Origin of the sequence: Aquimarina latercula DSM 2041 (assembly GCF_000430645.1) — a bacterium.
Classification (GTDB): Bacteria; Bacteroidota; Bacteroidia; order Flavobacteriales; family Flavobacteriaceae; genus Aquimarina; species Aquimarina latercula.
Map to the genome: position 1 here is coordinate 664,226 of NZ_KE387185.1, position 26,929 is coordinate 691,154.

26 protein-coding genes are annotated in these 26,929 nt (G+C 32.1%); 20 read left to right on the plus strand and 6 right to left on the minus strand.

Translation table 11 applies throughout. The annotated features are described in order from the left end of the window. Positions 1–11: 11 nt before the first annotated feature. Both H526_RS0120765 and H526_RS0120770 read left to right on the plus strand, forming a co-directional pair. On the plus strand, positions 12–1,151 hold the full coding sequence (locus H526_RS0120765) for a helix-turn-helix domain-containing protein (protein ID WP_027394788.1): 1,140 nt from the start codon (positions 12–14) through the stop codon (positions 1,149–1,151). 154 nt (positions 1,152–1,305) lie between these two features. After that, positions 1,306–2,691, plus strand: a complete 1,386-nt coding sequence (locus tag H526_RS0120770; protein WP_035086148.1) for a S41 family peptidase — start codon at positions 1,306–1,308, stop codon at positions 2,689–2,691. 16 nt (positions 2,692–2,707) lie between these two features. Here H526_RS0120770 and H526_RS0120775 read toward each other — a convergent pair whose 3' ends face one another. The 3 genes from H526_RS0120775 to H526_RS0120785 form a co-directional block, all read right to left on the minus strand. Further along, positions 2,708–3,184: a regulatory protein RecX gene (locus H526_RS0120775; protein WP_027394790.1), complete on the minus strand. Its 477-nt coding sequence runs from the start codon at positions 3,182–3,184 to the stop codon at positions 2,708–2,710. Between the two features lie 56 nt (positions 3,185–3,240). Then, a complete protein-coding gene (locus H526_RS0120780) occupies positions 3,241–4,779 on the minus strand; it encodes an Rne/Rng family ribonuclease (protein ID WP_027394791.1) in 1,539 nt (512 codons plus the stop codon). 287 nt (positions 4,780–5,066) lie between these two features. Next, on the minus strand, positions 5,067–5,357 hold the full coding sequence (locus H526_RS0120785) for an HU family DNA-binding protein (protein ID WP_024768281.1): 291 nt from the start codon (positions 5,355–5,357) through the stop codon (positions 5,067–5,069). Between the two features lie 131 nt (positions 5,358–5,488). Between H526_RS0120785 and mutY the strand changes: the two genes are divergently transcribed. From mutY to H526_RS0120810, 5 genes are all read left to right on the plus strand, one after another. Continuing rightward, positions 5,489–6,541, plus strand: coding sequence for an A/G-specific adenine glycosylase (gene mutY / locus H526_RS0120790; RefSeq protein WP_027394792.1), 1,053 nt, complete (start codon positions 5,489–5,491; stop codon positions 6,539–6,541). Positions 6,542–6,584: 43 nt separating this feature from the next. Beyond that, a complete protein-coding gene (locus H526_RS0120795; protein ID WP_027394793.1) occupies positions 6,585–7,049 on the plus strand; it encodes a single-stranded DNA-binding protein in 465 nt (154 codons plus the stop codon). A gap of 24 nt (positions 7,050–7,073) precedes the next feature. After that, positions 7,074–8,399 carry a gliding motility-associated protein GldE gene (locus H526_RS0120800; protein ID WP_027394794.1) on the plus strand — a complete coding sequence of 442 codons (1,326 nt, stop codon included), beginning with the start codon at positions 7,074–7,076 and terminating at the stop codon, positions 8,397–8,399. Next, positions 8,389–8,967 (plus strand): gliding motility lipoprotein GldD, encoded by a 579-nt coding sequence (gene gldD, locus H526_RS0120805; RefSeq protein WP_027394795.1) that lies wholly within the window; start codon positions 8,389–8,391, stop codon positions 8,965–8,967. The genes H526_RS0120800 and gldD overlap by 11 nt, the downstream gene beginning before the upstream one ends. Before the next feature lie 76 nt (positions 8,968–9,043). Further along, the gene (locus tag H526_RS0120810) at positions 9,044–9,919 is read left to right on the plus strand and encodes a DMT family transporter (RefSeq protein WP_027394796.1); all 876 of its coding nucleotides are present in this window, start codon (positions 9,044–9,046) and stop codon (positions 9,917–9,919) included. Between the two features lie 48 nt (positions 9,920–9,967). On the opposite strand, the gene H526_RS0120815 is transcribed toward H526_RS0120810, so the two are convergent. Next, on the minus strand, positions 9,968–12,034 hold the full coding sequence (locus H526_RS0120815; RefSeq protein ID WP_027394797.1) for a M16 family metallopeptidase: 2,067 nt from the start codon (positions 12,032–12,034) through the stop codon (positions 9,968–9,970). Between the two features lie 17 nt (positions 12,035–12,051). Next, the gene (locus H526_RS0120820; RefSeq protein ID WP_027394798.1) at positions 12,052–13,377 is read right to left on the minus strand and encodes a M16 family metallopeptidase; all 1,326 of its coding nucleotides are present in this window, start codon (positions 13,375–13,377) and stop codon (positions 12,052–12,054) included. A 170-nt stretch (positions 13,378–13,547) separates the two neighbouring features. On the opposite strand from H526_RS0120820, the gene H526_RS0120825 reads away from it, so the two are divergent. From H526_RS0120825 to H526_RS0120855, 7 genes are all read left to right on the plus strand, one after another. Further along, positions 13,548–14,021 carry a DUF4199 domain-containing protein gene (locus H526_RS0120825; RefSeq protein WP_027394799.1) on the plus strand — a complete coding sequence of 158 codons (474 nt, stop codon included), beginning with the start codon at positions 13,548–13,550 and terminating at the stop codon, positions 14,019–14,021. A 96-nt stretch (positions 14,022–14,117) separates the two neighbouring features. After that, positions 14,118–14,810: a 50S ribosomal protein L21 gene (gene rplU / locus H526_RS0120830; protein ID WP_027394800.1), complete on the plus strand. Its 693-nt coding sequence runs from the start codon at positions 14,118–14,120 to the stop codon at positions 14,808–14,810. 36 nt (positions 14,811–14,846) lie between these two features. Then, positions 14,847–15,107, plus strand: coding sequence for a 50S ribosomal protein L27 (gene rpmA, locus H526_RS0120835; protein ID WP_027394801.1), 261 nt, complete (start codon positions 14,847–14,849; stop codon positions 15,105–15,107). 93 nt (positions 15,108–15,200) lie between these two features. Beyond that, positions 15,201–15,536, plus strand: a complete 336-nt coding sequence (locus H526_RS0120840; protein ID WP_027394802.1) for a hypothetical protein — start codon at positions 15,201–15,203, stop codon at positions 15,534–15,536. A 109-nt stretch (positions 15,537–15,645) separates the two neighbouring features. Continuing rightward, complete coding sequence (locus tag H526_RS0120845; RefSeq protein ID WP_027394803.1) at positions 15,646–17,235, plus strand: tetratricopeptide repeat protein; 1,590 nt, start codon at positions 15,646–15,648, stop codon at positions 17,233–17,235. Positions 17,236–17,412: 177 nt separating this feature from the next. Then, positions 17,413–20,280, plus strand: coding sequence for a TonB-dependent receptor (locus H526_RS0120850; RefSeq protein ID WP_027394804.1), 2,868 nt, complete (start codon positions 17,413–17,415; stop codon positions 20,278–20,280). 17 nt (positions 20,281–20,297) lie between these two features. Then, positions 20,298–21,308, plus strand: coding sequence for a phytase (locus H526_RS0120855; RefSeq protein WP_027394805.1), 1,011 nt, complete (start codon positions 20,298–20,300; stop codon positions 21,306–21,308). Positions 21,309–21,424: 116 nt separating this feature from the next. Here the strand turns inward: H526_RS0120855 and ahcY are convergent, their stop codons facing one another. Next, positions 21,425–22,741, minus strand: coding sequence for an adenosylhomocysteinase (ahcY, locus tag H526_RS0120860; RefSeq protein WP_027394806.1), 1,317 nt, complete (start codon positions 22,739–22,741; stop codon positions 21,425–21,427). Positions 22,742–22,879: 138 nt separating this feature from the next. On the opposite strand from ahcY, the gene H526_RS0120865 reads away from it, so the two are divergent. From H526_RS0120865 to arfB, 6 genes are read left to right on the plus strand one after another with little or no spacing between them, the layout of a single operon-like run. Then, positions 22,880–23,509 (plus strand): 4'-phosphopantetheinyl transferase family protein, encoded by a 630-nt coding sequence (locus H526_RS0120865; protein ID WP_027394807.1) that lies wholly within the window; start codon positions 22,880–22,882, stop codon positions 23,507–23,509. A gap of 34 nt (positions 23,510–23,543) precedes the next feature. After that, positions 23,544–23,804 (plus strand): hypothetical protein, encoded by a 261-nt coding sequence (locus tag H526_RS0120870; protein ID WP_027394808.1) that lies wholly within the window; start codon positions 23,544–23,546, stop codon positions 23,802–23,804. Next, positions 23,788–24,420, plus strand: a complete 633-nt coding sequence (gene pnuC / locus H526_RS0120875) for a nicotinamide riboside transporter PnuC (RefSeq protein WP_027394809.1) — start codon at positions 23,788–23,790, stop codon at positions 24,418–24,420. The genes H526_RS0120870 and pnuC overlap by 17 nt, the downstream gene beginning before the upstream one ends. Then, a complete protein-coding gene (locus H526_RS0120880; RefSeq protein ID WP_027394810.1) occupies positions 24,381–24,950 on the plus strand; it encodes an AAA family ATPase in 570 nt (189 codons plus the stop codon). The genes pnuC and H526_RS0120880 overlap by 40 nt, the downstream gene beginning before the upstream one ends. Beyond that, on the plus strand, positions 24,947–26,512 hold the full coding sequence (locus H526_RS0120885; RefSeq protein WP_027394811.1) for a DUF4301 family protein: 1,566 nt from the start codon (positions 24,947–24,949) through the stop codon (positions 26,510–26,512). Before H526_RS0120880 ends, H526_RS0120885 begins: the two co-directional genes overlap by 4 nt. Beyond that, complete coding sequence (gene arfB, locus H526_RS0120890; protein WP_027394812.1) at positions 26,509–26,910, plus strand: alternative ribosome rescue aminoacyl-tRNA hydrolase ArfB; 402 nt, start codon at positions 26,509–26,511, stop codon at positions 26,908–26,910. Before H526_RS0120885 ends, arfB begins: the two co-directional genes overlap by 4 nt. Positions 26,911–26,929 lie beyond the last annotated feature (19 nt).

Consider the following 26,929-nt stretch of genomic DNA (forward strand, 5'->3'; position numbering starts at 1 on the left):
AATCTTTCTTGATGGAATTTGTGAATATTATTCTATTAATAAGTGTTTCGCAAGGATTTCTTTTTGGTTTTGCGATTTTGTTTTCTCCTTATTTTAAAAGTTCCACAAATAAATATTTAGGGTATTCAATCTTGATTTTAGCGTTTTTGATGTTTAATGTATATCTAGATACCTTAAATGTATATGAACAATATCCCGAGTTTTTAATCTTATATGATATAGAGTGGATATTCTTATTCCCAGTTTTTTTCTTCCTATATATATTAAAATCAATTGATCAAGATTTTGTAGTAGAGAGAAAATGGAATTGGTTGTACATTCCGTTTATATTTTCTGTTATATTGAATGTAGTTTATAATTTAGAGCACATTTACAAATGGGAAATATCGTTTTTATCTGATCAAGCATTAATGTATGAATGGGCTTTTGGTCTGCAAGAATTCGGATATTATTCTTATAATTTTGTAATTGCTATTTGGACTTATAATATTCTTAAGCATAACAAATATACTAGCCAAATACCTGGTAAATGGCTCAAAAAATTATGTGTATATGAGGTTTCATTAGTAACTTGTTGGATCTTAATAGACGTTGCTGATATGATTTTTAATATAGGTTATGATATAGGCATCTCTATCATATGCACTATTACCTCATTTTTTATATTTTGGATTGTATATAATGGGATTTACTCTTTGAAAATAAGTAATTTCAAGAATAGTGATGTCAATTTTAATGAAGATACTCTAGAGCCTAAAAACCCTAAAGTTTCAACTCTGGAGCTTTCTTTTTCCAAAGACAATATATATTTCCAAAAGTTAGAAGGTTTATTGGAAAAAGATTATATCTATCGAAACCCTAATTTGAATCAAGAGATGGTCGCACAGACCTTAAATATAAGCTCAGGTTATCTTTCTCAGATCGTAAATGATGTTACTAAAAAGAATTTTACCGCCTATATAAATTCTTATCGTGTAAATGAAGTAAAGGAGATGATACTTAATGAAGAGTTTGATAAATATAGTTTACTGTCAATTGGTTTAGAAGCAGGTTTCAAAGCTAAGTCTACATTTTACACTTCTTTCAAAAAAGAAACTGGATTAACCCCAAACCAGTTTAAAATTGATCATAAAAAGGTACAGTTTTTTTAAATTTTAATAATTCCGAACACCATTTTTTTATTAGCTATCTAGTTTTGAATCAAATCAAAGGTTGGATCAATTCATTTTGATTCTTGGATTAATCTGATGCAACTGATTGATTGTTTAATTGTCAATAGTGATATAATTCTTAAAATGTGATGTTATGATTTTAGATTTTTTTAAAAAGTATTTCTTAGTATTAATTATGGTTTTTTTAATTGGATGTAAATCAGATGATGATACTCCAGTAATTGAAGAAGATACTATAAATGGGTTTTGGTTAGCAGAAGATAAAGGGTATGTGATTGAGTTTACAGATGATCAAGACATCCTTTATAATGTAAATACTTCTGGTTGTTCAATTGCGGATGATAATTTTAAAATAGAAGAATTAGCAGGTCTTCAATTAGAGATGCTGAATAATAATGAACTGATTGGGAGATCAGAATTAATAGCCTCAGATATTAAATTTATAAGGTTAGAGAATCAAAATGAATTTTGTTTAGCTGATCAGATTTCGGAGACTGATGATCCAAAAGTTAATTATGATCATTTCTGGAATATTTTTAATGATTATTATGCTTTTTTTGAAACTAGAAATGTGGATTGGTCGCAATACGAAGATTTAGGTGAACAAGTAACTTCCGAAAATTTTTATCAGATTATTGGTGAACTAGTTTTATTGCTAAATGATGGTCATGTTGCAATTGATGATGAAGAAAATAATATTAGTATAGATGCTGGTTTACCCAATTTATTAGAGCGATTAAATGCAGGATTAACAGGAGATTTAATTATAGATTCTGATGAAACTTATAATGCGCTTTATAATCAACGGTTAGAGGTTATCGGGTTAAAATACCTTGGTGGAGAATATCAACTAGATGAGAGTGGAAATATTGCTTGGGGTATGATTAATAATACTATTGGTTATATAAATGTTTTAGGAATGCAAGGGTATAGTGATGATGAAAGTACAGAATTACAGGTTTTGAATATTGTTCTGGATGAGATGATGGATGATTTTAAAAACTCTGGAGTTTCTAAACTAATAATAGATGTTCGTTTTAATGGAGGAGGTTATGATATGGTATCTGTAGAGATAGCATCTAGATTTATGGATCAAGAAAGATCTGCATTTTCTAAGAAAGCTAGGTTAGGAGATAGTTTTACAGAAACGACTTCCGTTTCGGTTAGCCCTAAAGGAGATTTTCAGTTCACTGATGAGATTATTTTACTAACAAGCCCATTAACCGCTAGTGCTGCAGAAATTTTCACTCTATGCCTGAAAGATTTGTCATATGTTACTATTGTAGGTGATAACACGAATGGAGTTTTTTCTGATATTTTGGTTCACGCATTACCAAACGGAGCATTTGTTGGATTGTCTAATGAAATATATAGTGATGCTCAAGGAGTAATATACGAGTCAATTGGAGTAGGACCTCTTGAAGTAAACAGAGTTCCTCTATTCGCAAATGATGATTATTTAGAAGAAAAAGATAGTGGAATAGATAGAGCTGTAGAAATATTAAGTAATCGGAACTAAGTGGTGTTTTTTGTGATTAAAAAAGCTCATTAATTTTCTCAAAAACTAATTGGTTTTCCCACCCTCTATAGAGAAGATAATCAATTAGTTTTTTTCTTTTTTTGAAGGTGTCCGAATCTGTTATTGAATTAAATTTCTTTTCTGCCAAATCATGAAAAGTTTCTAGGTATTCATTTTCAGAGATTTCTTTTAACGCTACTTTAGTACAGTATTCGGATATTTGTCTGAATTTTAATTCTCTAATAATTCGTTGTTTACCCCATTTCTTAATTCGGAATTTTCCTCTTGCAAAACTTTTAGCAAAACGTTCTTCATTAAGAAAATTATGTTCCAAAAGGTGTAGAATGATCTTTTCTTTTGCCTCAGGAATCAGTTTCATAGTATTAAGTTTTTGAGAAACATCCTTATGACAACGATCTTGATAAGCACAGTAGTGCTCCATCTTTTTAATTGCTTCTGTAACGGTAATTGATTCGGGTGTTTTATGGTACATTATTACAAATATAATAAACAAAAAAACCCAGCCTACAATGTAAGCTGGGTTTCATTTTATTTTATCATTTCTCCGTCTTTATCGTGGAAATGATATTCTAAATACGTGTAAGCGTCTCTAGGTATAATTTTTACCCATCTTTTATGGTCCATGAACCATTTAGATCGGGCGGATGGAAATCCTTTAGTTAAAAAAGCTGCAATAAAAGGATGCGCGCTAAGCGTTAACTTTTTATGTTCTTTTTTAATTAATTTTTCTAAATCGACCTTTATTTTATCTACTAAAACTATTGGCGCCTCAACTTCGCCATTTCCTCCGTTAGGGTTTTCCTCACGGGTTTTGATATTCATTTCTGGTCGTACACGCTGTCGCGTTATTTGAATCAGGCCAAACTTACTTGGCGGTAAAATTTTATGCTTTGCCCTGTCGTCTTTCATCTCTTCACGTAAGTGGTTGAAAAGTGTTCTGCGGTTATCAGCATTATTCATGTCTATAAAATCGACTACAATAATACCTCCCATATCCCTAAGACGTAGTTGGCGTGCTACTTCGGATGCACTGATTAGGTTGACTTCTAGTGCAGTGTCTTCTTGGTTTTTGGCTTTGTTAGATCGATTTCCACTATTTACGTCAATGACGTGCATTGCCTCAGTGTGTTCGATTACAAGATAGGCTCCCTTACTCATGGATACCGTTTTACCAAAACTTGTTTTGATTTGTCGTTCGATACCATGTTTTTCAAAAACAGGTACTTTAGACGTGTGTAACTTTACGATAGATTCTTTTTTTGGTGCAATTTCTTGCAGATAATCTTTGATTTGGTTGTAGAGATCTTCTTCATCTACAACGATCGAAGTGAAGGTGTCATTAAAAACATCTCTTAATATAGAGGATGCTCTATTCATTTCACCTAAAATTTTTGATGGATGGGGTGCTTTGTATAATTTTTTACACATAGACTCCCAGCGACCCACCAAGTTTTGCAAATCTCTGTCTAGTTCTGCTACTTTCTTGCCTTCTGCTACTGTACGAACAATAATTCCAAAACCTTTTGGCTTAATACTTTTTACCAGTCTTTTTAGACGTTCTTTTTCTTCTGATGATTCTATTTTCTGAGAAATAGATACTCTGTTAGAAAAAGGTACTAATACAATATATCTACCGGCAATCGAAAGCTCTGAGCTAATTCGAGGGCCTTTTGTAGAAATAGGTTCTTTTACTATTTGTACTAATAGCGATTGATTTGATTTTAACACATCGGTTATTACTCCGTGTTTATCAATATCGTTCTCAAAAGGAAAATTCTTAAGAGAATAATCTTTTAATTTACCTGTGCTTACACGTTTAATGAATTTAAGTAAAGAAGATACTTGAGGGCCCAGATCGTGGTAATGCAGAAATGCATCTTTTTCATAACCCACATTTACAAATGCGGCGTTAAGACCTGGAACAGCTTTACGGATTTTGGCAATAAAAATATCACCTACTGCAAAATTGCTGTCGTCTTCTTCCTTATGTAATTCAATTAGTTTTCCATCTTTTAATAAGGCAAAATCAGTAGAGGAACCAGATCTAATGATCAATTCTTTGTTCACTCTGATTAGATTTTTATCCACCTCGATATGTTCGAGACAGATGGATTAAACAAATTTTTTCACAGGAATTTTATAATTCCGTTGAAATAAAGTCTTATAAAGGTAGTGATATAAGATACTTTATTTCGATTTCAAAGAACATTCTTAAATAGAAAAAGTAGTTAGAAAACTACTTTTTCTTATGGCGATTAGCTCTTCTTCTCTTTTTACGCTTGTGCGTAGCTACCTTGTGTCTTTTACGTTTTTTACCACTTGGCATAGTGCGTCTATTTATTGATTATTAATTGTTACTTAACTTCTACGTTAGTTTTTACACCTTCCACAAATACTTTTGCCGGTTTAAAGGCAGGAATATTATGTGCAGGTATTTTGATTGTAGTGTTTTTAGAAATGTTACGGCCAGTTTTTTCAGCTCTTGTTTTGATGATAAAGCTACCAAAACCTCTAAGGTATACATTATCACCGCTCTCTAAAGAACTTTTTACTTCTTCCATAAAGGTTTCAACAGTTGCCTGAACATCTCCTTTTTCAATTCCTAGTTTTTCTGAAATTTTTGCTACAATATCTGCTTTAGTCATTATATTACCTATTTAGGGGTTTTTAAATTTTCAAGGGGGCAAATATAGCAATTTAAAATCCAAAATATCAATACTTAAGATGAAATTATCATCTTTTAAAGGTTTAATTTTACAAAACTTACAATTTTCACATGATTTTTTATAAAAAACTCATTACGTGGTACTTACAAAACAAAAGATCGATGCCATGGCGAGAAACAATCGATCCATATCACATTTGGTTAAGCGAAATCATACTTCAACAGACGCGAGTTGCACAAGGATTACCATATTATTTGTCATTTACCGATCAGTATCCTACTGTTTTTGATTTAGCAAATGCAGAAGAAGAACAAGTGCTAAAACTATGGCAAGGATTAGGTTATTATTCTAGAGCCAGAAATTTACATGCTACTGCGAAATATATAGCAAATGAGCTTAATGGTATTTTTCCTTCTAACTATAATGATTTATTAAAACTAAAAGGTGTGGGTGATTATACCGCCAGTGCTATAGCTTCGATATGTTATAATGAAGTGGTTCCTGTGGTAGATGGTAATGTATATCGCGTTTTATCTAGATATTTTAATATTAACACTCCTATTAATAGTACTCAAGGAATTAAAGAGTTTAAGAAAATTGCTTTTGAGTTAATTGATCCAGAGCAACCCGCTACCTATAATCAGGCGATTATGGAATTTGGAGCGTTGCAGTGTAAGCCACAAAATCCATATTGTATCGTTTGTCCATTAAATGATAGTTGTGAGTCATTAAATAAAGGAACAGTTACATCATTACCGGTTAAATTGAAAAAAACTAAAGTCAAGAAAAGATATTTCAATTACCTGATATTTTCTGTCAGTGATCAATATACTATTATTAAACAACGAACAGGCAAAGGTATCTGGCAGAATTTATACGAGTTTCCACTGATAGAAAGCGAGAATGACGTAGACCTTGATTATATAAAAGAACATGTTCTGTTTAAAAGTTTATTAGAAGATGTATCTTATGATATCACTTGCTATGAAGAAACATTTAAAATACATAAACTTTCGCACCAGCACTTATATACTCGATTTTATATCATAAAAACCAATAAAAAGCCCAAAATCAATACTGAACTAGAGCAGGTTAAAATAGATAATATTCGCGAATATCCAGTTCCTATATTATTAGGTAATTTTATAGATAGCTTTTTTTAGGTATGATGCTTTTTTATTACATTTACTATAAATAATAAAGGATATGTCTGGAACGTTGAATAAGGTAATGCTTATTGGTCATACAGGAGATGAAGTAAAGATGCATTATTTTGAAGGAGGAAACTGTATTGGCAGATTTCCGCTGGCAACTAATGATTCTTATGTAAACAAAACCACTGGAGAGAGAGTTACTTCTACAGAATGGCACAATATTGTGGTGCGTAATAAAGCAGCTGAAATCTGTGAAAAATATTTAAAGAAAGGAGATAAAGTATATATTGAAGGTCGTCTTAAAACTAGAAAATGGCAAGATGAACAAGGAAAAGATCGATATAATACAGAGATACAGTGTACCGATTTTACATTTTTAACTCCAAAAACTGAAGGACAACAATCCGAAACAACTGCAAGCAGTCAGCCGGTAAGTAATGCAAACCCTTCAGTAGGTACAACACAATCGATATCATCCCTATCTACAGAAATGGAAGAAGATGATCTTCCGTTTTAATATGTTTAACTAAACCGCTATAATTTGGATCCTGATCCCGAACCTTTATTTGTTTTATTTGTTGCTTTTGATTCCATGCAGGCAATTAATTTACTTGCCCTTATTTTACTATTGATTTGTTCTGCTTTAATCTCGGGTAGTGAGGTTTCTTTATTTTCGCTTACTCCCTCAGATCTTAAAATAGAAGGAGAAGAAGAAACTGCAAATCAAAAGATAATATCAAAGTTATTAAGTAGGCCAAAGAAATTGTTAGCTACAATATTAGTGGCTAATAATTTTATAAATATTGCTATTGTATTACTCTTTGATGCTTTAGGAGAGATTTATTTTAAAGATCTTGATATCATTTGGTGGGGTTGGATGGATGTAAGATTTGTTGTAGAGGTAATTATTGTAGCATTCCTTATTTTATTATTTGGAGAAATTTTACCAAAGATATATGCGAGTAGAAATAAAGTGAAATTTGCCAATTTTATGGCAAGACCATTAAGAGTTTTGGACTGGGTTATTACTCCGATTAGTTTACCAATGAGAAGTGTGACGATACGAATTCATAATAAATTAGGTAAGCAGAAATCGAATATCAGTGTTGATCAATTATCACAAGCGTTGGAGTTAACCTCAGACACCGATACTACTTCTGAGGAGAAGAAAATTTTAGAAGGTATTGTTTCTTTTGGTAATACTGATACTAAACAGGTAATGAAACCTAGGATAGATATTTTTGCCTTAAATCGCGATATGAAATATACCGAGGTTATTCCTGAAATTATAGAAAAAGGATATTCTCGTATTCCAGTATATGAAGATAGTATTGACAAAGTTATTGGTATTCTTTATGTAAAGGATTTATTGCCTTATATCAATCATAAAGATTATAATTGGGTAGATCTTGTAAGAGAACCTTATTTTGTTCCGGAAAACAAAAAGTTAGATGATTTGCTTAATGATTTTAAGAATAAAAAGAATCATTTGGCAATTGTAGTAGACGAATATGGTGGAACAAGTGGTTTGATCTCTTTAGAGGATATTATTGAAGAAATAGTTGGGGATATTAGTGATGAATTTGATGATGAAGATTTAATATTTTCTAAGTTAGATGATCTCAATTATGTGTTCGAAGGAAGAACTTCTTTAAAAGATTTTTATAAAGTATTGAAGTTGGAAGATCAAACAGTTTTTGAGAGTAAAAAAGGGGATGCAGAAACGATTGCAGGATTGCTATTGGAGATATCCGGAAGCTTTCCTAAAAGAGGGGATGTAATTGTATTAGAAGAATATGTTTTTAAAATAGAATCTCTAGATAATAAACGTATCAAAAGGATTAAATTAACGATTAATGAAGAGTAAAATCTATAATTTTTTTGTGATTGCAGTTGCAAGTGCTTTATATTCTTGTGGTGGAGATGTTTTACCAAAGCCTAAAGGAATGTTACGGTTGGCTTATCCAACACCAAAATATGAAAAGGCTACATTGGATTGTTCATATACTTTTGAGAAGAATAATATTGCAAATTTTAAAAAAGCTAAAAACAATAAAGAATGTTGGTATAATATAGATTACCCGAAGCTGAATGCAACTATTTATGTTTCGTATTACAATGTGGATAAGAACTTAGATTCGTTATTAAGAGATGCACAAAACTTAACACAAGAACACTATATTAAAGCCGATGGAATAGATCAAAAAGATTTTATTCTGCCGGATAAAAAAGTTTATGGAAGCATTTTTGAAGTTACGGGAAATGCTGCTTCTTCTTGCCAATTTTATGTAACAGATAGTCTTAATCATTTTGTTTCTGGTTCAGTGTATTTTAAAGTAAAACCAAATTATGATTCAATTCTTCCTGCAGCGAAATATTTAAGAAATGATGTTGTTCATTTTATGGAAACAATTCAATGGGAAGAAGAACGCTAAACGTTCGTTAATTTTTTTACATAAAAGAGTATCGCTTGTTTAATTTTATTGATTTTTGCAGCTTATAAAATGATCGATGCAAAACTCAAAACTAAAATGGATATATCTTGCGATACTTTCGCTAGTATGGGGTAGTTCGTTTATATTAATTAAGAAGTCGTTGATAGGTCTTACTCCTATGCAGTTAGGGGCTTTAAGGACTCTGTTCGCAGCAATTTTTTTATTCCTGATTGGTTTCCGAAGTATGAAAACCATTAAGAAAGGAGAATGGAAGTGGATTGTTATTTCTGGTTTTTTAGGGACATTTATTCCGGCATTTTTATTTGCTTTTGCAGAAACGGAAATAGATAGTGGTATTGCTTCTGTTCTTAATTCTACAACTCCACTTGTTACCTTAATATTAGGGGTGCTGCTATTCTCGATTCGATTTAGTAGAAATCAATTAATTGGTGTTGTCGTTGGGTTAATTGGATGTTTGGCTCTTATTTGGGAAGGAGCTTCTATAAATCCTAATCAGAATTATTGGTACGCAGCGTTAGTGCTTTGTGCTTCGGTTTGTTATGCAACCAATGTGAATATTATAAAACGTTATATGCAAGAAATTTCTCCTATGGCGATAGCTAATGGTAATTTTATTGTGTTAGTAATTCCTTCTCTTGTAGTGTTATATTATTCTGATTTTTTTAATAATACGGTAATAAGTAATCCAGAAGTACATACGAGTTTGATGTATATTTCTATTCTTGCAGTAGTGGGAACCGGAATTGCTAAGGTTTTATTCAATAAATTAGTTCAAATGAGTAGTCCTGTTTTTGCCACTTCGGTAACGTATACAATTCCGATAGTAGCTTTGATGTGGGGGTTACTGGATGGCGAAGAATTTTCTTTTTATCAAGTAATTGCTACTGGGATAATAATTTTAGGAGTATATATCGCTAATCGAAAAAAATAAAGGCCCGTTTATTATAACGGACCTTTATAAATAACTGAGTTATAGATTTTATTTAAAATCTTCTTCTGTTACTCCTTCGTTAATTTTAATTTCTGAAACATTAAAATCAAACTTCTGTGGACCAGCAGATATTGACATTGTATGAGGGAATTTGATTCCATTTACTTCTTTGTAGTTGCTATATCCAATTGTAGAAGGTATTTTTTGACCTCCTTGTTCCTGGATTACAATATCTTTTATTTTTAATCCTGTTTCTGTATCGAAATAAGAGGTTCTCTTATCGCTTATTTTAACTTTATAAGCTTTACCATTTTCGTAAGGTTCAAGACCTTCTAGTTTAGCATCTGTATTTTTTAGTTCCGGGAAAGGGTATATTTCTTTTTTTGCATCAGCAATTTGAGCTTCTGTATAGTCAATTTTTTGACCTTGAGCCATAGCATATCCTTTAGTACCGTCGAACACATTTTTGTTTACAGAGTTGCCTCCAAATAATATATCAGTAAGCGTTTGGTTTTTCGAAGTAACTTTAGATATCATCTGTAGTGTTGCTCCTCCCATAGATGCTTCGGCTGTAGTGAAGGTAGATTGTACTGCTGTCAATTTATCTTTACCGCCTATAGCTTTTAAATAATTATCTAAAACTGACTGGGCAGTAACTCCCTCTGGGGTAGCTGCATTGTAATCAGGTTTTTCAGTTTTGTTTCCATATTTGTCAAAATATAGAATAGGAATTTTCTTTCCTTCGAAGCTAATTTTTTCTAGGTTTTCTAGAACATCACTTCCTTTACCAACTAATACAATTCTAGCTTTGTCTAGATTAAAATATTTGTTAGCAATCCTTTTAATATCAGCTTTGCTAACTGCGTTGATTTTTGCAATAAAAGTTTCGTAAAAATCTTTTGGAAGATTTTGAGTTTTGATATCAATACTTCTTGCTGCTATTGTTCTATCATTTTCGGAAGCTAGAATAAAGTCTCCTAAGAATTTTGCTTTCGCATTTTTTAATACTTCGTCATCTACATCTTCAGTTCTGATTCTTTTAATTTCTTTTAGAGTTTCTACAACAGCACTATCTGTTACCATATTTCTTACTTTAGCTGTAGCTCTAAATAGCGTTTTAAAGTTTTTGTTTCTTGGTAATGTAGATCGTCCTCCATATGTGTACCCGTGCTCTTCTCTTAGGTTCATATTGATATAACTACCAAATGACCCTCCTAAAACATAGTTAGCTACCAATGCAGCGTGATGATCTTCGTCAGCCATCTTTAGATTAGAAACGCTCATTACAGCCATTTCTGTTTGTACAGCATTCGGCATATCGATAAAATTGATCTGTCTGTATTGCGCGTCTTTAACTTCTGGCATTCCAAAAGAAGGAGCTTTTCCAGCTTTCCAAGAAGTAAAATTCTTTTCTACTAATTCTTTAGCTTTATCATTACTGATGTCTCCACTAATTACCATATATGCATTTGCAGGGACAAAGTTGTTTCTGTAGTATGTTTCTACATCTGCTAAGGTGATATTATTAATTGTTTTTTCTGTAATATACTCTCCAGCTGGGTGATTTTTTCCGTAACCAAGAACGCTTCTTACTCGATCAGCAACTGCTTCTGCACTATTTTCTCCTGATTTAATACCTTCGATAAGTTTTTTCTTTTCAAGGTCTAGTTCCTCTTGCGTAAAGTTTGGATTTAAGGAAGCTTTTGCAAAAAGTTCGATGATTCGATCAGAATATTTAGATAAAGATTGCGCAAATCCACCTGATGCTCCAGTATTGATGAAAGCACCAAGAAAATCGACTTCCTCATTAAAAGCATCTTTGCTAATTTCTTTAGTCCCTTTTCCCATTATTTGGGATACAATTCCTTCGATTCCTGCTTTATCGCCTTCGGCATTTGGTGGGTTATCTAATGATAAGCTAACTGTGATTCTTGGTAGTTTTTTGTTTTCTACAACAAGAACGGTAAGTCCATTGCCCATTTTAAATGTATATGGCTCTCCTAAATTTATAACAGGAGTAGGTCCTGATTTTGGCATTTTTGATCGATCTATCTGTGCTTGAGCACTTATTGCAACCAATAAAAAAGCTATGATAAAGGTTATATTTTTTTTCATTTCTGTATTCATTTATATTATTTGCTTGACTCCGGTAAGTAGTCAAGATTAAGACGTTGATTTTTATTCAGATATTTCTTAGCAACATTTTGAATGTCTTCTCTGGTAATTGATCTGTAGATTTCAATTTCTTTATTGATAAGATTAGTATCGTCATAAAGCATGTTGTAACGAGCCAGTGAATTTGCAATTCCTTCGATACTGGAGTTAGAGTTTACGAAGTTATTTTCAAATTGATTCTGAAGTTTTTTGAATTCTCTTTCAGAAATTAGTTCATTTTGTAACTTTTCGATTTCGCTATCCATTTCTGCTAGAAGTTTATCTAAACTAACATCTCCAAGAGGTAAAGCTCCCATTAGATAAGTGCCATAGTCTTCTTGAGAATCTGTAAAGGCGATTACTTGTAATGCCATTTTTTTATCCTCTACCATGTTTTTCTGCATTCTAGAGCTGTTTCCTCCTGTTAAAATAGTAGAGATATAATCTAACACATAGGCGTCTTTTTCAGTTTGCTTAGGCGTTCTGTATACTAATACTTTTGCAGGGATTTGGATGTTTGCATCTTTTTCTACCGCAGTGATTTCTGATGTAATAGGATCTTCTACTATTGTCGTTCTTGTTATTTTTTCTCCATTATTTTTAATAGAACCAAAATAATCCGAAATCATTTTCTTAGCATCTTCAATTTGGATATCTCCGGCTACTACTAAGGTTGCATTATTTGGGTTATAGTATTTTTTATTAAAAGCTACGAACTCATCAAGTTTAGCAGCGTCAAGGTCTTCCATACTTCCGATCACAGATTGACCATAAGGGTGTTTTTTGAACAGATATTTATTTATCCCAGTCTTGTAAATAATTTTACCATAAGGCGCATTATCTATTCGTTGTCTTTTTTCTTCTTTTACAACTTCATTCTGGGTGTCTACTCCAATTTTATTGATTACAGGATGTAACATACGTTCAGATTCCATCCATAACCCTAGTTCTAGATTGTTAGAAGGTAATGTTTCGTAGTAATAAGTTCTATCCTGAGTAGTGTTAGCGTTGTTTCTTCCACCGTTTGCAGAAACGATATCAAACCACTTTCCTCTTTCTATGTTTTCTGTCCCTTCGAATAATAGGTGTTCGAAAAAATGAGCAAAACCGGTTCTTCCTTTTTCTTCATCTTTTGCTCCTACATGATACATAACACCTACAGTTACTACAGGTGCTTTATTTTCTTGATGTAAAATTACATGTAGACCATTATCTAAGTCATATTCTGTAAATTCTACTTCTTGAGCACTTCCGGAAATTCCAATCAAGAGCGCACAAGCGATTGTGTAAAGTTTATTTTTCATTAGTAATAATTTTGTTTATTGAATTTTTGCAAAGATCGCATTTTGTTATGATTTTAACGAAAAAGAATTTTATCGACCTAAAGTACTTGTTTTTAATAAATTAACAGTTCTTTAAGCCAAAGAATGACTAATTATCCATAAATTTCTGTTAAATCTAAATAATAAAAATTATGAAAAAGTCTACAATTCCCGTTAGATATGGTTCTTTAATCGCAGTAGGGCTGATTGCGTATTTTCTAATTTTATCATTATTTGGGGTGCAAACAAATCCCGTTTTTAGTTTAGGTAATGGAATAATTGTTGCCTTTGGATTGTATAAAGCTATGAAAGATTATAAATTCGAAAAGAGAAGCGAATTTGAATATCAAAAAGGCTTTATGGCTGGATTGTTCACAGGGTTCAATGCTACTCTTATTTTTACTATTTTCTTTGCTATTTATGTTACCAATATAAATACTAATTTTCTTCCAGAAATGCTAGCTAATTGGAGTTCGCATTACCATGTGGGTGTAGGAATAGTAGTGTTTGTAGCAGCTATTATGGGTTTTGCAACTACCTTTGTCTTAACATTGTCTTTTATGCAATTATTAAAAGAAAGCTGGAACATAAAAAAAACTCATAATTCTCCTCCTATAAAAGCGTAAAATATTTGTCAGTTAATTAATTAGCAGTATATTTGCATCCGCTTATTTTAGATAAGTGATAGTTCTTTATATAAAAAATTAATTAAACGTTACGCTATGTACGCAATTGTAGAGATAGCAGGGCAGCAATTTAAAGTTGCAAAAGACCAAAAAGTTTTTGTTCATCGTTTAGCAGGAGAAGAAGGAGATAAAGTTTCTTTTGACAAAGTACTTCTTACTGCAGATGGAGACAAAGTTACTTTAGGCGCCCCGGCTATAGATGGAGCTCAAGTAGGAGCAAAAATCACAAGACACCTTAGAGGTGATAAAGTTATTGTTTTCAAGAAAAAGAGACGTAAAGGATACCGTGTTAAAAATGGTCACCGTCAATCTCTTACTGAAATCGTAATTGAAAGTATAGTTGCTTCTGGAGCTAAAAAAGCTGCACCAAAGAAAGAAGCTAAAAAAGCTGCACCAAAAACTGAAAAGAAAGTAGAAGCTAAAGTTGCTGCTCCTAAAAAGGAAGAAGCACCAAAGAAAGCTGCTCCTAAGAAATCAGCTAAAGCGGATGATCTAAAAAAGATTGAAGGTATCGGACCAAAAATAGCTGAAACTTTAAAGGCTAATGGAATCGTTACTTTTGCTGATCTTTCTAAAGCAGATCCTAAGCAAATTGCAGAGTTCATTAAAGACGTACGTGGAAATCATGTTCCTGATACTTGGCCTAAGCAAGCTGAAATGGCTGCTGATGGTAAGTGGGACGAGTTAAAAGAATGGCAAGATAAATTAGACGGCGGGATTGAAAAATAATCTCCGTTATTATTAACGATATAAAACCTTAAGAAAATGGCTCATAAAAAAGGAGTTGGTAGTTCTAAGAATGGTAGAGAATCAGAATCGAAACGTTTAGGTGTTAAGATTTTTGGTGGACAAGCTGCCATAGCCGGTAACATCATTGTAAGACAAAGAGGTACGGCACACAAACCAGGTGAGAATGTTTATGCTGGTAAAGACCACACATTACACGCAAGAGTAGACGGTGTAGTTAAATTCACTAAGAAAAAAGATAATAAATCTTATGTTTCTATAGTTCCTTTTGAAGCATAAGAATATTTTCCTTTGTAATAAAGATGAAGCCCTTTTCAAATTAATTTGAAAAGGGCTTTTTATTTAAACTATAACTCTTAAACTATAACTCTTATGAAATTATCAAAGCATAAAATTTTGTTCTTTTTTGTTTTTCTATTAATCACAAGCATAGGAATATCCCAGGAAATACCAAAATACGATTATTTAGAAATCATCGTAGTCCAAAAAGCTAATAATAGTGGGCGAGTTAAAAGGGTGAAAGTACAAGAGCAAAGATCATTGGAAGGTAAGCAGATTACGATTAAGGAAATCGAAGATTTAGAAGGGACTTCTGATTTGTTAAACTATATGAATGCTGCTAATTGGGAGTTCGTAGATCGTCAATCTGTGGTGTCCGAGGAAAATGATCCCGTATGGATGAGCTATATTTTCCGAAAGAGGAAATAAAAGACTAAGGTGTAACATAAAAATAATATCTAAATAACATTCTATAATAGGTGTATCACTAGATTTATAAGATTTTTACTTTTTAGTAAGAGTTTTGGAATAGATTTTTATGAGACAAGAATTGTCATGGTTACTTATATGTATATTGTTAATCATTTCTTTTTGTAAAGTTGTTGCACAGGTTGATAATAGTTTAGAAAAAGATAAGAAACAGATTAATGATGCATTGCAGGTTTTAAGAGTAGAGTTAAGAACTGCTCAGAAAAAAGGATCACCTATTAGTATTGCTGAGAAGTATTATCTTTTAGGTAGCTTTTATCAAAATGCAAGAGTATATGATGAAGCTTTAGAACAATATAATAAGGCTCTAGTTTTAATTGAAGAGAAAGACACTCTTTTTGTCCTTCTGAAAAACGAGATAGGTAACATATATCTCTCTACAAAGAATTTTCCTAAAGCCAAGCAGTATTTTAATCAGAGCAAATTAATATCCTCTAAATTCGGATATAAAAAAGGAGTAGCTATTGCTAAAAGATTGCTAGGGTCTTGTTTTGAAAAAGAAGGCGATTACCTTAGCGCTTTGCAATATCAAAAAGAGAGTCTTAAAATATTCTCGGAACTTCAGAATATTGAAGGTGTTGCTGTTGTAAATGAAAACTTAGGAAGTATATACGAAGATTTAGAACAGTATGATGTAGCTTATGAATATTTTAAAAAGTCAAATGAGTACTTTGAAAAAATGGATAAGGCTGGAAAAATCAGTGTTTTTAATAATCTAGGAGATATATGTAGAAAAACTGGAAATTATAGTAAGGCTATCGAATATACCAATAAAGCGCATCAATGGGCACTGTATTTTCATGATAAATATCAAATTAAAAGCGCTCACAAGGATCTTTCTAAAACTTATAACCTTATGGGAGATTTTAAAAAAGCTTTTGATCATCTTTCCAAAAGTGAAAAAATTAATGAAGAGCTTATTCTGTCTGAAAATATTAATCAACTGAATACACTTCAGGTAATTTATGAAACCAAACGAAAAGAAGCTCAAATAAGTACATTATTGCAACAAAAAGAAATTAGTCGTGCTAATCAAAATCTGTTATTAGTTAGTTTAGCTGCTATTATGTTAATTGTAAGTGTCCTATATATTTATTATCGAAAGAAAGGGAAAGAGAGCTTAAAAATTCAGGAGTTTGAACAAAGAACTTTGAAAGCAGAATTAGAGAAGAAGGAGTTTGAAGAAAAAAACTTACAAAGGGAAATTCACTTAAAGACATCTACATTATCCAGATATAGCCTTCATCTGTCTCAGAAAAATAAAATTTTATCTGATTTGTCTTCTACCCTATCTAATATAGCGGATAGAAAAGGGATAGATGTAAATACCAATATAAAACGTATAGTAAAAGAGATTAATTTCAACTTAAAGCAAGAAAGAGAATGGGACGAATTCCATAATTTTTTTAAAGAGATTCATCCAGATTTTATTAAGAGATTATCCCAGTTATCTGAAGACAAACTATCACCTTCAGAATTGCGTTTAGGAATGTTATTACGACTCAATTTATCTTCAAAAGAAATTGCTTCCATTCTTAGAGTTACTCCAGATAGTGTAAGAGTAGCTCGTTATCGATTACGAAAAAAATTACCTATCAATCAGAAAGAAGAGTTGGTTAATTTTATGATTGCTTTGTAATAAAAACCAGAAAAATACACTGTTCTTTTAGTCTATGTTATTGTAATGTAAATAAATCTTAATTGTTGCCTTGTTGTTTATCGTTATTAAGAAAAATGTTTATCCTTTGTTGCTTTACGTTTTTAAAGTAAAACATTGTGTAGCAGTAGTTTTATAGTGATTTTAAAACACTAACAAATGACACCAATCAAATTACTAAAATTAGTATCTGTAACGCTCATTTTCTTTTTGAGTATACATTTTGTACATGCTCAAAAAGGTTCTGTTAAAGGAATTATTACCGATGAGAATGGAATTTCCATGCCAGGAGCTTCTATTATAATTAATTCGATAAACAAAGCTACCATTTCTGATTTTGACGGAAAGTTTACACTTGTAAATATAGAGGAAGGTAGCTATATGATCTTAGTGAAATATCTTGGATATGCTGATTTACAAAAAAAAGTAAATGTCTCTTCTTCTCGAACTACTTTTGTCTCTTTATCACTACAAGCAGAAGGTGTTCAATTAGATGATGTTACTATTTCGGCTTATGGAAATAGCGGGCAAGCAAGAGCTTTAAATACGCAGAAGAATAATATTAATATTACTAATGTAGTATCAACGGATCAAATAGGAAAATTTCCTGATGCTAACATTGGAGATGCGGTAAAGCGTATTCCAGGGATAACTATGCAGGTAGATCAAGGAGAGGCACGAAATATTATTGTAAGAGGTTTATCTCCTCAGTTAAATTCTGTAACATTAAATGGAAGTAGAATCCCTTCTGCAGAAGGTGATAATAGAAATGTACAAATGGATTTAATACCGTCCGATATGATTCAAACCATAGAGGTTAATAAGGCAGTAACTCCCGATATGGAGGCGGATGCTTTAGGAGGGTCTGTTAATCTAGTAACTAGAACAGCTCCACAAGGGTTTAGGCTTTCTGCTACCTTGGGTTCAGGAATTAATTTCATTACAGATAAAAGAATATTAAATGGTTCCTTTTTAGTTGGAGATCGATCTAAAAACAAAAAGTTTGGATGGATGTTATCAGCATCAATTAACGATAATGATTTTGGGTCTGACAATATCGAGGCGCAATGGACAGATGAGTTTGAGTTTTATACAGGTGTCGATGATGCTGATGGCGAACCAATATTAGATGAGGTTTCTGTAAATCCGTATACTAATGAATTTCAGATAAGAACATATCTCGTTCAGAGAATTAGAAGAAGTTTTGCAGCAAATTTTGATTACGAATTTGATAATAACAATTCGATGTATCTGAAAACAATTTATAACTGGCGCGATGATAGAGAAAATAGGTTTCGTTTAGAGCATCAAATGTTAGATGCGGAAGATATCGAAGCAGGCGATTTTGAGGTGGTAAATGGAAATCTTACCCGTTTTCCTGTCGAAGTAGCGCGACAAACGAAAGGCGGAATAGATAATAATAGGAGTAAAAACCGAAGATTAGAAGATCAGCGTATGCAGAATTATAGTTTAGGTGGAGATCATTTGTTTGGGAATGTTAAGATAGATTGGATGGCCTCATTTGCTAAAGCATCGGAGGAAAGGCTTAATGAAAGATATGCGGAATATCAATCAGAATATAGTATAATTAATGATAACTCTGATCCAGAATTTCCGATATATACGCCTGTTAATAGTACTGATGCTAATGATGTATCTGCTTTTGAATTTGGTGAGATTACCGAAGAAAATCAATATACAGAAGAGCAAGATATTAACTTCTTTGTAAATGCTGAATTATCCTCTGATTTTTTTGGTAATGGTAATGGAACTATAAAGTTTGGAATACGAAGTAGATTGAAAAGTAAATTAAGAGATAATGACTTTTTTGAATTTGATTTAGAAGGAAGTGTTCCTACGTTGGGAAATGTTCCTACCCGTAGTTATAGTGATCCTGATTTTCTTGCTGGAAGTCAATATCAGGCCGGATTATATGCAGATGAAAGATGGTTAGGAAGTCTTAGTCTCGTGGATGGAGAATCAGTTCCTGATGAGTTTTTAAGAGCTAATTATGATGTAGAAGAAGATGTGTTGGCAGGATATCTTATGACGAATCAAAAGCTTTCAGAAAAGTTTAGCGTATTGGCAGGTATTAGATTAGAACATACCAAAATTAATGCTACTGGAAATCAAATTGAAGATGAAGAAAATAGAGTGGGTGAAGTAACAGAAGAGCAATCATATATAAATGTGTTGCCAGGAATACATTTGAAATATGATCTTAATTCGCAAACCGTTTTTAGATTTGCTTGGACCAATACATTAGCAAGACCCAATTATGTTGATTTAGTGCCGTCTCTTGATGTATTATTTGGGGATGAGGAGATTGTTACAGGTAACCCTGATCTTGACCCAACTACTTCTATGAATTTTGATGTAATGGCTGAACATTATTTTAAATCAGTTGGAATATTATCTGGAGGTTTATTTTACAAAAAAATAGATAATTTTATTTATACTTTTAGAGGAGAAACTGAGGATGATCGATTTGGTGCAGGTACAGAGGGGTTTGATATTTTTCAGCCACTTAATGGAGAAAAGGCTTCTATTTTTGGAGCAGAGTTATCTATTCAACGTCAACTAGATTTTTTACCTGGTTTTGCTAAGAATTTTAGTGTATATCTTAATTACACATTTCTTACTTCTAGTGCAGATGGAATCCGAAATGAAGATGGAGAAGAACGATCAGATCTCGATCTTCCGAATACATCACCAAATATGTTTAACGGATCTTTAGGATATAACAACAATAAGCTAAGCTTACAATTGTCTGCCAATTTTTCTGATGCATATATAGATGAGATAGGTGGAAACTCTTTTGAAGACAGGTATTATGATAAACAGTTTTTTCTGGATTTTAATGTAAGCTATGCAATTACGAAGAATTTAAGTGTTTATGCAGATTTAAATAATATTACCAATCAACCACTACGTTTTTATCAGGGAATATCAGAAAGAATAATGCAGGCAGAATATTACGAAAGGCGCCTTACTTTTGGTTTGAAATATGATCTTTTTAAGAAATAATACAGATAATTTATTTTATGAAAATTTATAGACTAATTCTTGTAGTGAGTGCTTCACTTATTATTTCGTGCGATAAAAAAGAACCGTTAATCAAACCAGATTTGATTACAGAAAAAGTGTTATATGATACTGATGACCCTGCTATATGGGTTCATCCAACTGATCCTTCAAAAAGTATAATTTTTGGAACTGATAAAGATACTAATGGAGCTATTTATGCCTTTGATTTAGATGGGAAGGTAATTCCTGAAAAAGTGATCAGAGATATAAAATACCCAAATAATATCGATTTGGAATATGGATTTAGGTTAAATGATTCTACTACAACAGATATTATTGTTTTTACTGAAAGAGAAAAAAATCAAATCCGCTTATTTTCGGTTCCTGATATGAAACCACTTGATGATGGTGGTTTTCCTGTTTTTGAAGATGAAAAAAATCTAGAGTTAAGAAGGCCTATGGGAATAGGTTTGTATAAAAATCCGGATAACCTTAGTGTTACCGCAATTGTAAGCAGGAAATCAGGCCCCGAAAATGATTACCTCTACCAATATCAATTGGTAAGTGATAGTTTGGGAGTACATGCTAAGTTAGTTAGGAAATTTGGAAAGTTTAGTAAGCAAAAGGAGATAGAAGCAATAGCTGTAGACGATGAGCTTGGGTTTGTATATTATTCTGATGAAGGTGTTGGTATTAGAAAATATTATGCAGACGTTAAGATGGGAAATGAAGAATTAGCTTTTTTTGGAGGTGAATTTTTTAAAGAAGATATTGAAGGTATTGCGATTGCTTCCAAAGAAAATGGTCAGGGTTTTTTAATTGTGTCTGATCAGCAAAAAGGACAATTTAATGTTTTCTCTAGAAAAGATAATAGCTATATTAAGGCTATAAATTTAGGAACTACGGCAACAGATGGGTGTGATGTAGTTACAATTCCCTTGGGTACTACTTTTACAAAGGGTCTTTTTGTTGCAATGAATGAGCAAAAGGATTTTTATTTCTACGATTTAAGTAGATTGGGGTTGTAAACTATTTATGGTTTAAGCTGATAAAAAAACTCCTTGTCTAAAACAAGGAGTTTTTTATAATATATTCCTGCTAAAAACTTAAATTCAATTTTAAGTAGAGGAATTATTATCTGATTTTAGTATCTGTAATGTTCAGGTTTAAAAGGACCTTCAACAGTTACACCAATATATTCAGCTTGATCGTTTCTTAATTCTGTTAATTCTACTCCGATCTTTTCTAAGTGTAATTTTGCTACTTTTTCATCTAAATGTTTTGGTAGCATATATACTTCATTCTTGTAGCTTTCACTGTTTTTCCAAAGCTCAATTTGTGCTAATGTTTGGTTTGTGAATGAATTACTCATTACAAAACTTGGATGACCAGTAGCACAACCAAGGTTTACTAAACGGCCTTCTGCAAGAATGATTACATCATTTCCGTTTACGTTGTACTTGTCGACTTGAGGTTTGATGGTATCTTTAGTGTGGCCATACTTTTCGTTTAACCAAGCCATATCGATTTCATTATCAAAATGCCCAATGTTACAAACAATAGCTTTGTCTTTTAAGGCTTCAAAATGTTGCCCTTGAACGATATCTTTATTTCCAGTAGTAGTAATAACAATATCACTATTTCCAATAACAGTTTCTAGTTTCTTTACTTCAAAACCGTCCATAGCAGCTTGTAATGCGCAGATAGGATCAATTTCGGTAACAGTAACTATACTTCCTGCACCTTTAAAAGAAGCTGCAGTACCTTTACCAACATCACCATAACCACAAACAGTAACTCGTTTTCCTGCTAGCATCACATCGGTTGCTCTTCTTATTGCATCTACTGCACTTTCTTTACATCCGTATTTGTTATCAAATTTAGATTTAGTAACAGAGTCATTTACATTGATAGCAGGCATTGGTAATGTTCCGTTTTTTACTCTTTCGTATAATCTATGAACACCTGTTGTAGTTTCTTCTGATAAACCTTTAATTCCTTCAGCTAATTCCGGATAACGATCTAATACCATATTTGTTAAATCACCACCATCATCAAGAATCATATTTAATGGTTTGCGATCTTCTCCAAAGAATAAAGTTTGCTCAATACACCAGTCAAATTCTTCCTCGTTCATGCCTTTCCAAGCATATACAGGGATCCCTGCATCAGCAATAGCAGCTGCAGCTTGATCTTGTGTAGAAAATATGTTACAAGAACTCCAAGTAACCTCTGCACCAAGAGCTTGTAATGTTTCTATTAACACAGCAGTTTGGATAGTCATATGAAGACATCCTGCGATACGAGAACCTTTAAGAGGTTGTTCGTCTTTATACTCTTCTCTAAGGGACATAAGACCTGGCATCTCAGCTTCTGCTAGTTCGATTTCTTTTCTTCCCCAGGCAGCTAATGAAATGTCTTTAACTTTGTAAGGAACATAAGGTACTGTTTTGGTACTCATAGTATCTGTTTTATGTTTATGAAGTGCAATAATTTTAGTATTTCGCACTAAATTATTCTAAATTCGTCTCCTGAAAATCAAGATACTGATGTCCTGAATTTCAGTTTGCAAAGGTACATAATAACTTTAAGAATTCACATGCCTCTTTACAAAACTATAACAGTAGATGATAGTACTAATATATTGATTTGGAAGATAGAAGAGTCTTTTGAGACGCTGTCGGAAGGAATTAAGTTAACAGATCATTGTCAGAATCGCGTTGATAATATGAAATCTGATATGCATAGAAGAGGGTTTATGAGTGTCCGTCATTTATTAGCAGTTTTTGGATACAATGATCACGATTTATATTATGATGATTTTGGTAAGCCACATCTAAAAGATGGAAAGCAAATTTCAATAACACATTCTTACGAGTATGCAGGAATTATTATAAGCGATAAACTTGTGGGTATTGATATTGAAAAACAACGCGAAAAAATTCTTAGAATTGCTCATAAGTTTGTAGATTCTGAACAAGATTTTGTAAATCAACAAGAGGACAAAACCCGAGTGTTGACCGTTATTTGGGGAGCAAAAGAATCCTTATATAAATTATATGGTACTGCAGGGTTGAGTTTTGAGCAAAATATACACATCATGCCATTTGATCTAAATATGCCTTTTACTGCAGGCAGTATTCATTATAATGAAACGATTAGTCATTATGATATAACTTTTTTAGAATTTGATGGGTTTACCTGTGTATATGCTTTGCCCTATGTCTGAGTATAAGAACTAGAATTTTTGAAAATTTGACAAGATGCAGATATCAATAGAGTTAACACTTACCCCTTTACAAAATGATTTTGAAGAACACATTATTAAGTTTATAAAAAGACTTAGAGATTCAAAATTTATAGTATTAGAAAATCCTTTGAGTACTCAGGTATATGGAGGTTATGATGAGGTAATGCCGTTTTTAACTAAAGAAATTAGGAAAGCCTTTGGGGATATGGAGCATGTTTTGGTTTATATGAAAATGGTGAAAAGTAATAGAAGTGACTATGAGCCAAATTTTTGATTTCCTTTTCGGACAATATTCGGAATATTCTACACTAGATATTTCTTTAGAAGTTATTGCAGTATTATTCGGGATAGCAAGTGTTTTTTTTGCTTGGTTTAATAAAATATGGGTATATCCTACCGGATTAATCAGTACTTCTATTTATGTGTATTTACTTTTAAAATGGTCGTTATTGGGTGATATGATGATCAATGCATATTATTTTGTGATGAGTATATATGGTTGGTATATATGGACAAAGAAAATAGATGAAACAAATACAACTCCCATTTCTAGAGCAACTTCTACAGAAAAGAAAATAGAATTTTTAATTTTTATTGGTACTTTAATTTTTGTATTTGTTGTTTATAGAACATTTGATAAATGGAATGATTGGACCGCATATGTAGACACATTGACAACAGCAATATTTTTTGTTGGGATGTGGTTGATGGCAAGAAGAAAAATAGAGAATTGGATTTTTTGGATTATAGGAGATATTATTTCTATTCCTTTGTACTTTTATAAAGGGTTTACTTTTACCAGTTTTCAGTATGTGATATTTACATTTATGGCAATTCAAGGATATTTAGGATGGAAGAAAAGCTTAGACAAGAACCCAGTGACTGTATAAGAATTGTATTATTTGGCCCTGAATCAACGGGTAAAACTACTTTATCCAGACAATTGGCAAATCATTATAATGTTTCTTGGGTGCCAGAATATATGAGAATATATCTTCAAGATAAATGGAATAGACTTAAAGAAGTTTGTGTCTATGAAGATTTGATTCCCATTGCTACGGGACAAATGAAGTTAGAAAATCAAATGATTAAAAAAGATGATCCAATAATCTTTTGTGACACAAATCTTTTGGAGATTAAAGTCTATTCTGAGGCTTATTATGATGGATTGGTCCCAGAAGTTATAGAGAAATTTTCGCTAGAAAACACATATGATTTGTATCTTTTAACTTATATTGACACTCCTTGGGTTCCGGATGATTTAAGGGATAAGCCGGATCAGAGAGAAGAGATGTTTTTGAATTTCAAAGAATCTTTAGAAGAAAATAATTGTAATTATGTTACATTAAAAGGAGATCCAGATACTCGTTTTAAGAAAGCAAAAGTTATCATTGACCAATTAATAAAAGAAGCAAAGTGAATATTACGGATAAGGATATTAAACTAATAAGATCAAAAGAATTAACTGTAGAAAAAGTATTATCTCAGATAGAGACATTTAAGAACGAAATTCCTTTTGTAGCCTTAAGAAGCGCAGCTAGTTTAGATAATGGAATTTTAAAATTTTCTGAGCACTATCAATCTGAGTTAACTAAATTATATGAGTCAAGATCTGCTAATCTAGATACAACCAAATTTGTTCCTGCTTCTGGAGCCGCAACGAGAATGTTTAAGGAATTGTTCAAGTTTTTAGATAATTATGAGTATCAAAAAGAAAGTTTAAATTCATATACCAATCATGAGAAAGCTAATGCAATTCGGCTTTTTTTAATAGGACTAGAGAAGTTTCCTTTCTATGATATCGTTATGCAAAAAGTGAAAAGTGCTTACCCTAATTTTGCATCACTCTCAGAAGGGCGACAGCTTCATATTTTTGTGGAAATGATGTTGAAGGAAAAAGGATTGAATTTTGGGGTATATCCAAAAGGGTTGTTGCCATTTCATAAATATACGAATAGCATATCGACTTCTTTTGAGGAACATTTGTTTGAAGCTGCTGGATATAATAAAAATATGAATGGTGATTCTAAATTACATTTTACCATTTCTAAAGAACATTTAGACGCTTTTAAAGATGAATTCGAGAGAATTAAGAAAAAAGTAGAAGCAGAGACTGATACAAATTTTATAATTACATATTCTTTTCAAAAATCAGAAACAGATACGATTGCAGTAGATGAAAATAATGAACCATTTAGAAAAGAAGATGGCTCGTTATTGTTTAGACCAGGAGGACATGGAGCTTTAATTGAAAATCTGAATGATTTAGATTCTGATATTATATATATTAAAAATATTGATAATGTCGTGGTTAGGAAATATCAAGACGAAGTGTCTGGGTATAAAAAGGTATTAGCTGGTAAGTTAATTGAGATTCAGGATGAAGCGTTTAGAATATTAAATGCAATTGATAAAGAAGCTCCTACAGAAGCGGAATTAAAGGATATCAAGAAGTTTTTGGTGGAACAGCTTAATGTGAGATTGCCTTTGGATTTTGATAAGTTTTCAGAAAATTATAAACTTCAATTTTTAAAAGAATCATTAGATAGGCCTATTAGAGTTTGTGGTATGGTAATTAACGAAGGAGAACCTGGTGGAGGGCCTTTTTGGATTAAAAAAGAAAATGGAAGACTGGTTTTACAAATTATCGAAACACCTCAGATAAACTCCGAGGACAATAGACAGCAGGATATTTTAAAAAGTGCTACTCATTTTAATCCAGTAGATTTAGTTTGTGGCGTTCGCGATTATAAAGGGAATAAATTTAATTTATTGAATTTTGTAGACCCAGATGCTGGATTCATAACGACAAAATCACTTAATGGTAAGGTTTTAAAAGCATTAGAGTTACCAGGTTTGTGGAATGGAGCTATGGCAAATTGGATTAGTGTTTTTGTAGAAGTTCCGCTAACTACTTTTAATCCTGTTAAAACGGTAAATGATTTATTAAAGTCAGCACATCAAGTAAAACTTTTCTCGTGAACACTGCTATCATAATTAATGAATTAAAATTTAAAGCGGTTAGAAGTTCTGGCGCAGGAGGCCAGCATGTTAATAAGGTGTCTTCTAAAGTTGAGCTTGTTTTTAATATTTTGGATTCTAAAGGGTTGACTGATGAAGAAAAATTAAGAATTACTCAAAAGTTGACTTCAAGAATTACCAAATCTGGTGAGCTCATTTTAAATTGTGGGGATACTAGAAGTCAACATAGAAATAAAGAACTTGTAATTAGTAGATGTTTGGATATTTTAAAAGCAAGCTTGCTTGCTCCTAAACCAAGAAAACGGTCTAAACCCACTAAATCTTCTATTAAAAAACGATTAGAAAGCAAAAAAAGACAAGCTTTAAAAAAGTCTAATCGTAGAAAACCACTGTTGTAATAATAATCGTATTAAAAGT

Bases quoted from the DNA above. Each gene is read 5' to 3' on its own strand.
- ahcY (WP_027394806.1), bottom strand. From the start codon at position 22,741: ATGAGTACCAAAACAGTACCTTATGTTCCTTACAAAGTTAAAGACATT.
- H526_RS0120850 (WP_027394804.1), top strand. From the start codon at position 17,413: ATGACACCAATCAAATTACTAAAATTAGTATCTGTAACGCTCATTTTC.
- H526_RS0120845 (WP_027394803.1), top strand. From the start codon at position 15,646: ATGAGACAAGAATTGTCATGGTTACTTATATGTATATTGTTAATCATT.
- rplU (WP_027394800.1), top strand. From the start codon at position 14,118: ATGTACGCAATTGTAGAGATAGCAGGGCAGCAATTTAAAGTTGCAAAA.
- H526_RS0120770 (WP_035086148.1), top strand. From the start codon at position 1,306: ATGATTTTAGATTTTTTTAAAAAGTATTTCTTAGTATTAATTATGGTT.
- rpmA (WP_027394801.1), top strand. From the start codon at position 14,847: ATGGCTCATAAAAAAGGAGTTGGTAGTTCTAAGAATGGTAGAGAATCA.
- H526_RS0120855 (WP_027394805.1), top strand. From the start codon at position 20,298: ATGAAAATTTATAGACTAATTCTTGTAGTGAGTGCTTCACTTATTATT.
- pnuC (WP_027394809.1), top strand. From the start codon at position 23,788: ATGAGCCAAATTTTTGATTTCCTTTTCGGACAATATTCGGAATATTCT.
- H526_RS0120820 (WP_027394798.1), bottom strand. From the start codon at position 13,377: ATGAAAAATAAACTTTACACAATCGCTTGTGCGCTCTTGATTGGAATT.
- H526_RS0120880 (WP_027394810.1), top strand. From the start codon at position 24,381: ATGGAAGAAAAGCTTAGACAAGAACCCAGTGACTGTATAAGAATTGTA.
- H526_RS0120865 (WP_027394807.1), top strand. From the start codon at position 22,880: ATGCCTCTTTACAAAACTATAACAGTAGATGATAGTACTAATATATTG.
- mutY (WP_027394792.1), top strand. From the start codon at position 5,489: ATGATTTTTTATAAAAAACTCATTACGTGGTACTTACAAAACAAAAGA.
- H526_RS0120840 (WP_027394802.1), top strand. From the start codon at position 15,201: ATGAAATTATCAAAGCATAAAATTTTGTTCTTTTTTGTTTTTCTATTA.
- H526_RS0120870 (WP_027394808.1), top strand. From the start codon at position 23,544: ATGCAGATATCAATAGAGTTAACACTTACCCCTTTACAAAATGATTTT.
- H526_RS0120810 (WP_027394796.1), top strand. From the start codon at position 9,044: ATGCAAAACTCAAAACTAAAATGGATATATCTTGCGATACTTTCGCTA.
- H526_RS0120765 (WP_027394788.1), top strand. From the start codon at position 12: ATGGAATTTGTGAATATTATTCTATTAATAAGTGTTTCGCAAGGATTT.
- H526_RS0120785 (WP_024768281.1), bottom strand. From the start codon at position 5,357: ATGACTAAAGCAGATATTGTAGCAAAAATTTCAGAAAAACTAGGAATT.
- gldD (WP_027394795.1), top strand. From the start codon at position 8,389: ATGAAGAGTAAAATCTATAATTTTTTTGTGATTGCAGTTGCAAGTGCT.
- H526_RS0120825 (WP_027394799.1), top strand. From the start codon at position 13,548: ATGAAAAAGTCTACAATTCCCGTTAGATATGGTTCTTTAATCGCAGTA.
- H526_RS0120815 (WP_027394797.1), bottom strand. From the start codon at position 12,034: ATGAAAAAAAATATAACCTTTATCATAGCTTTTTTATTGGTTGCAATA.
- H526_RS0120775 (WP_027394790.1), bottom strand. From the start codon at position 3,184: ATGTACCATAAAACACCCGAATCAATTACCGTTACAGAAGCAATTAAA.
- H526_RS0120795 (WP_027394793.1), top strand. From the start codon at position 6,585: ATGTCTGGAACGTTGAATAAGGTAATGCTTATTGGTCATACAGGAGAT.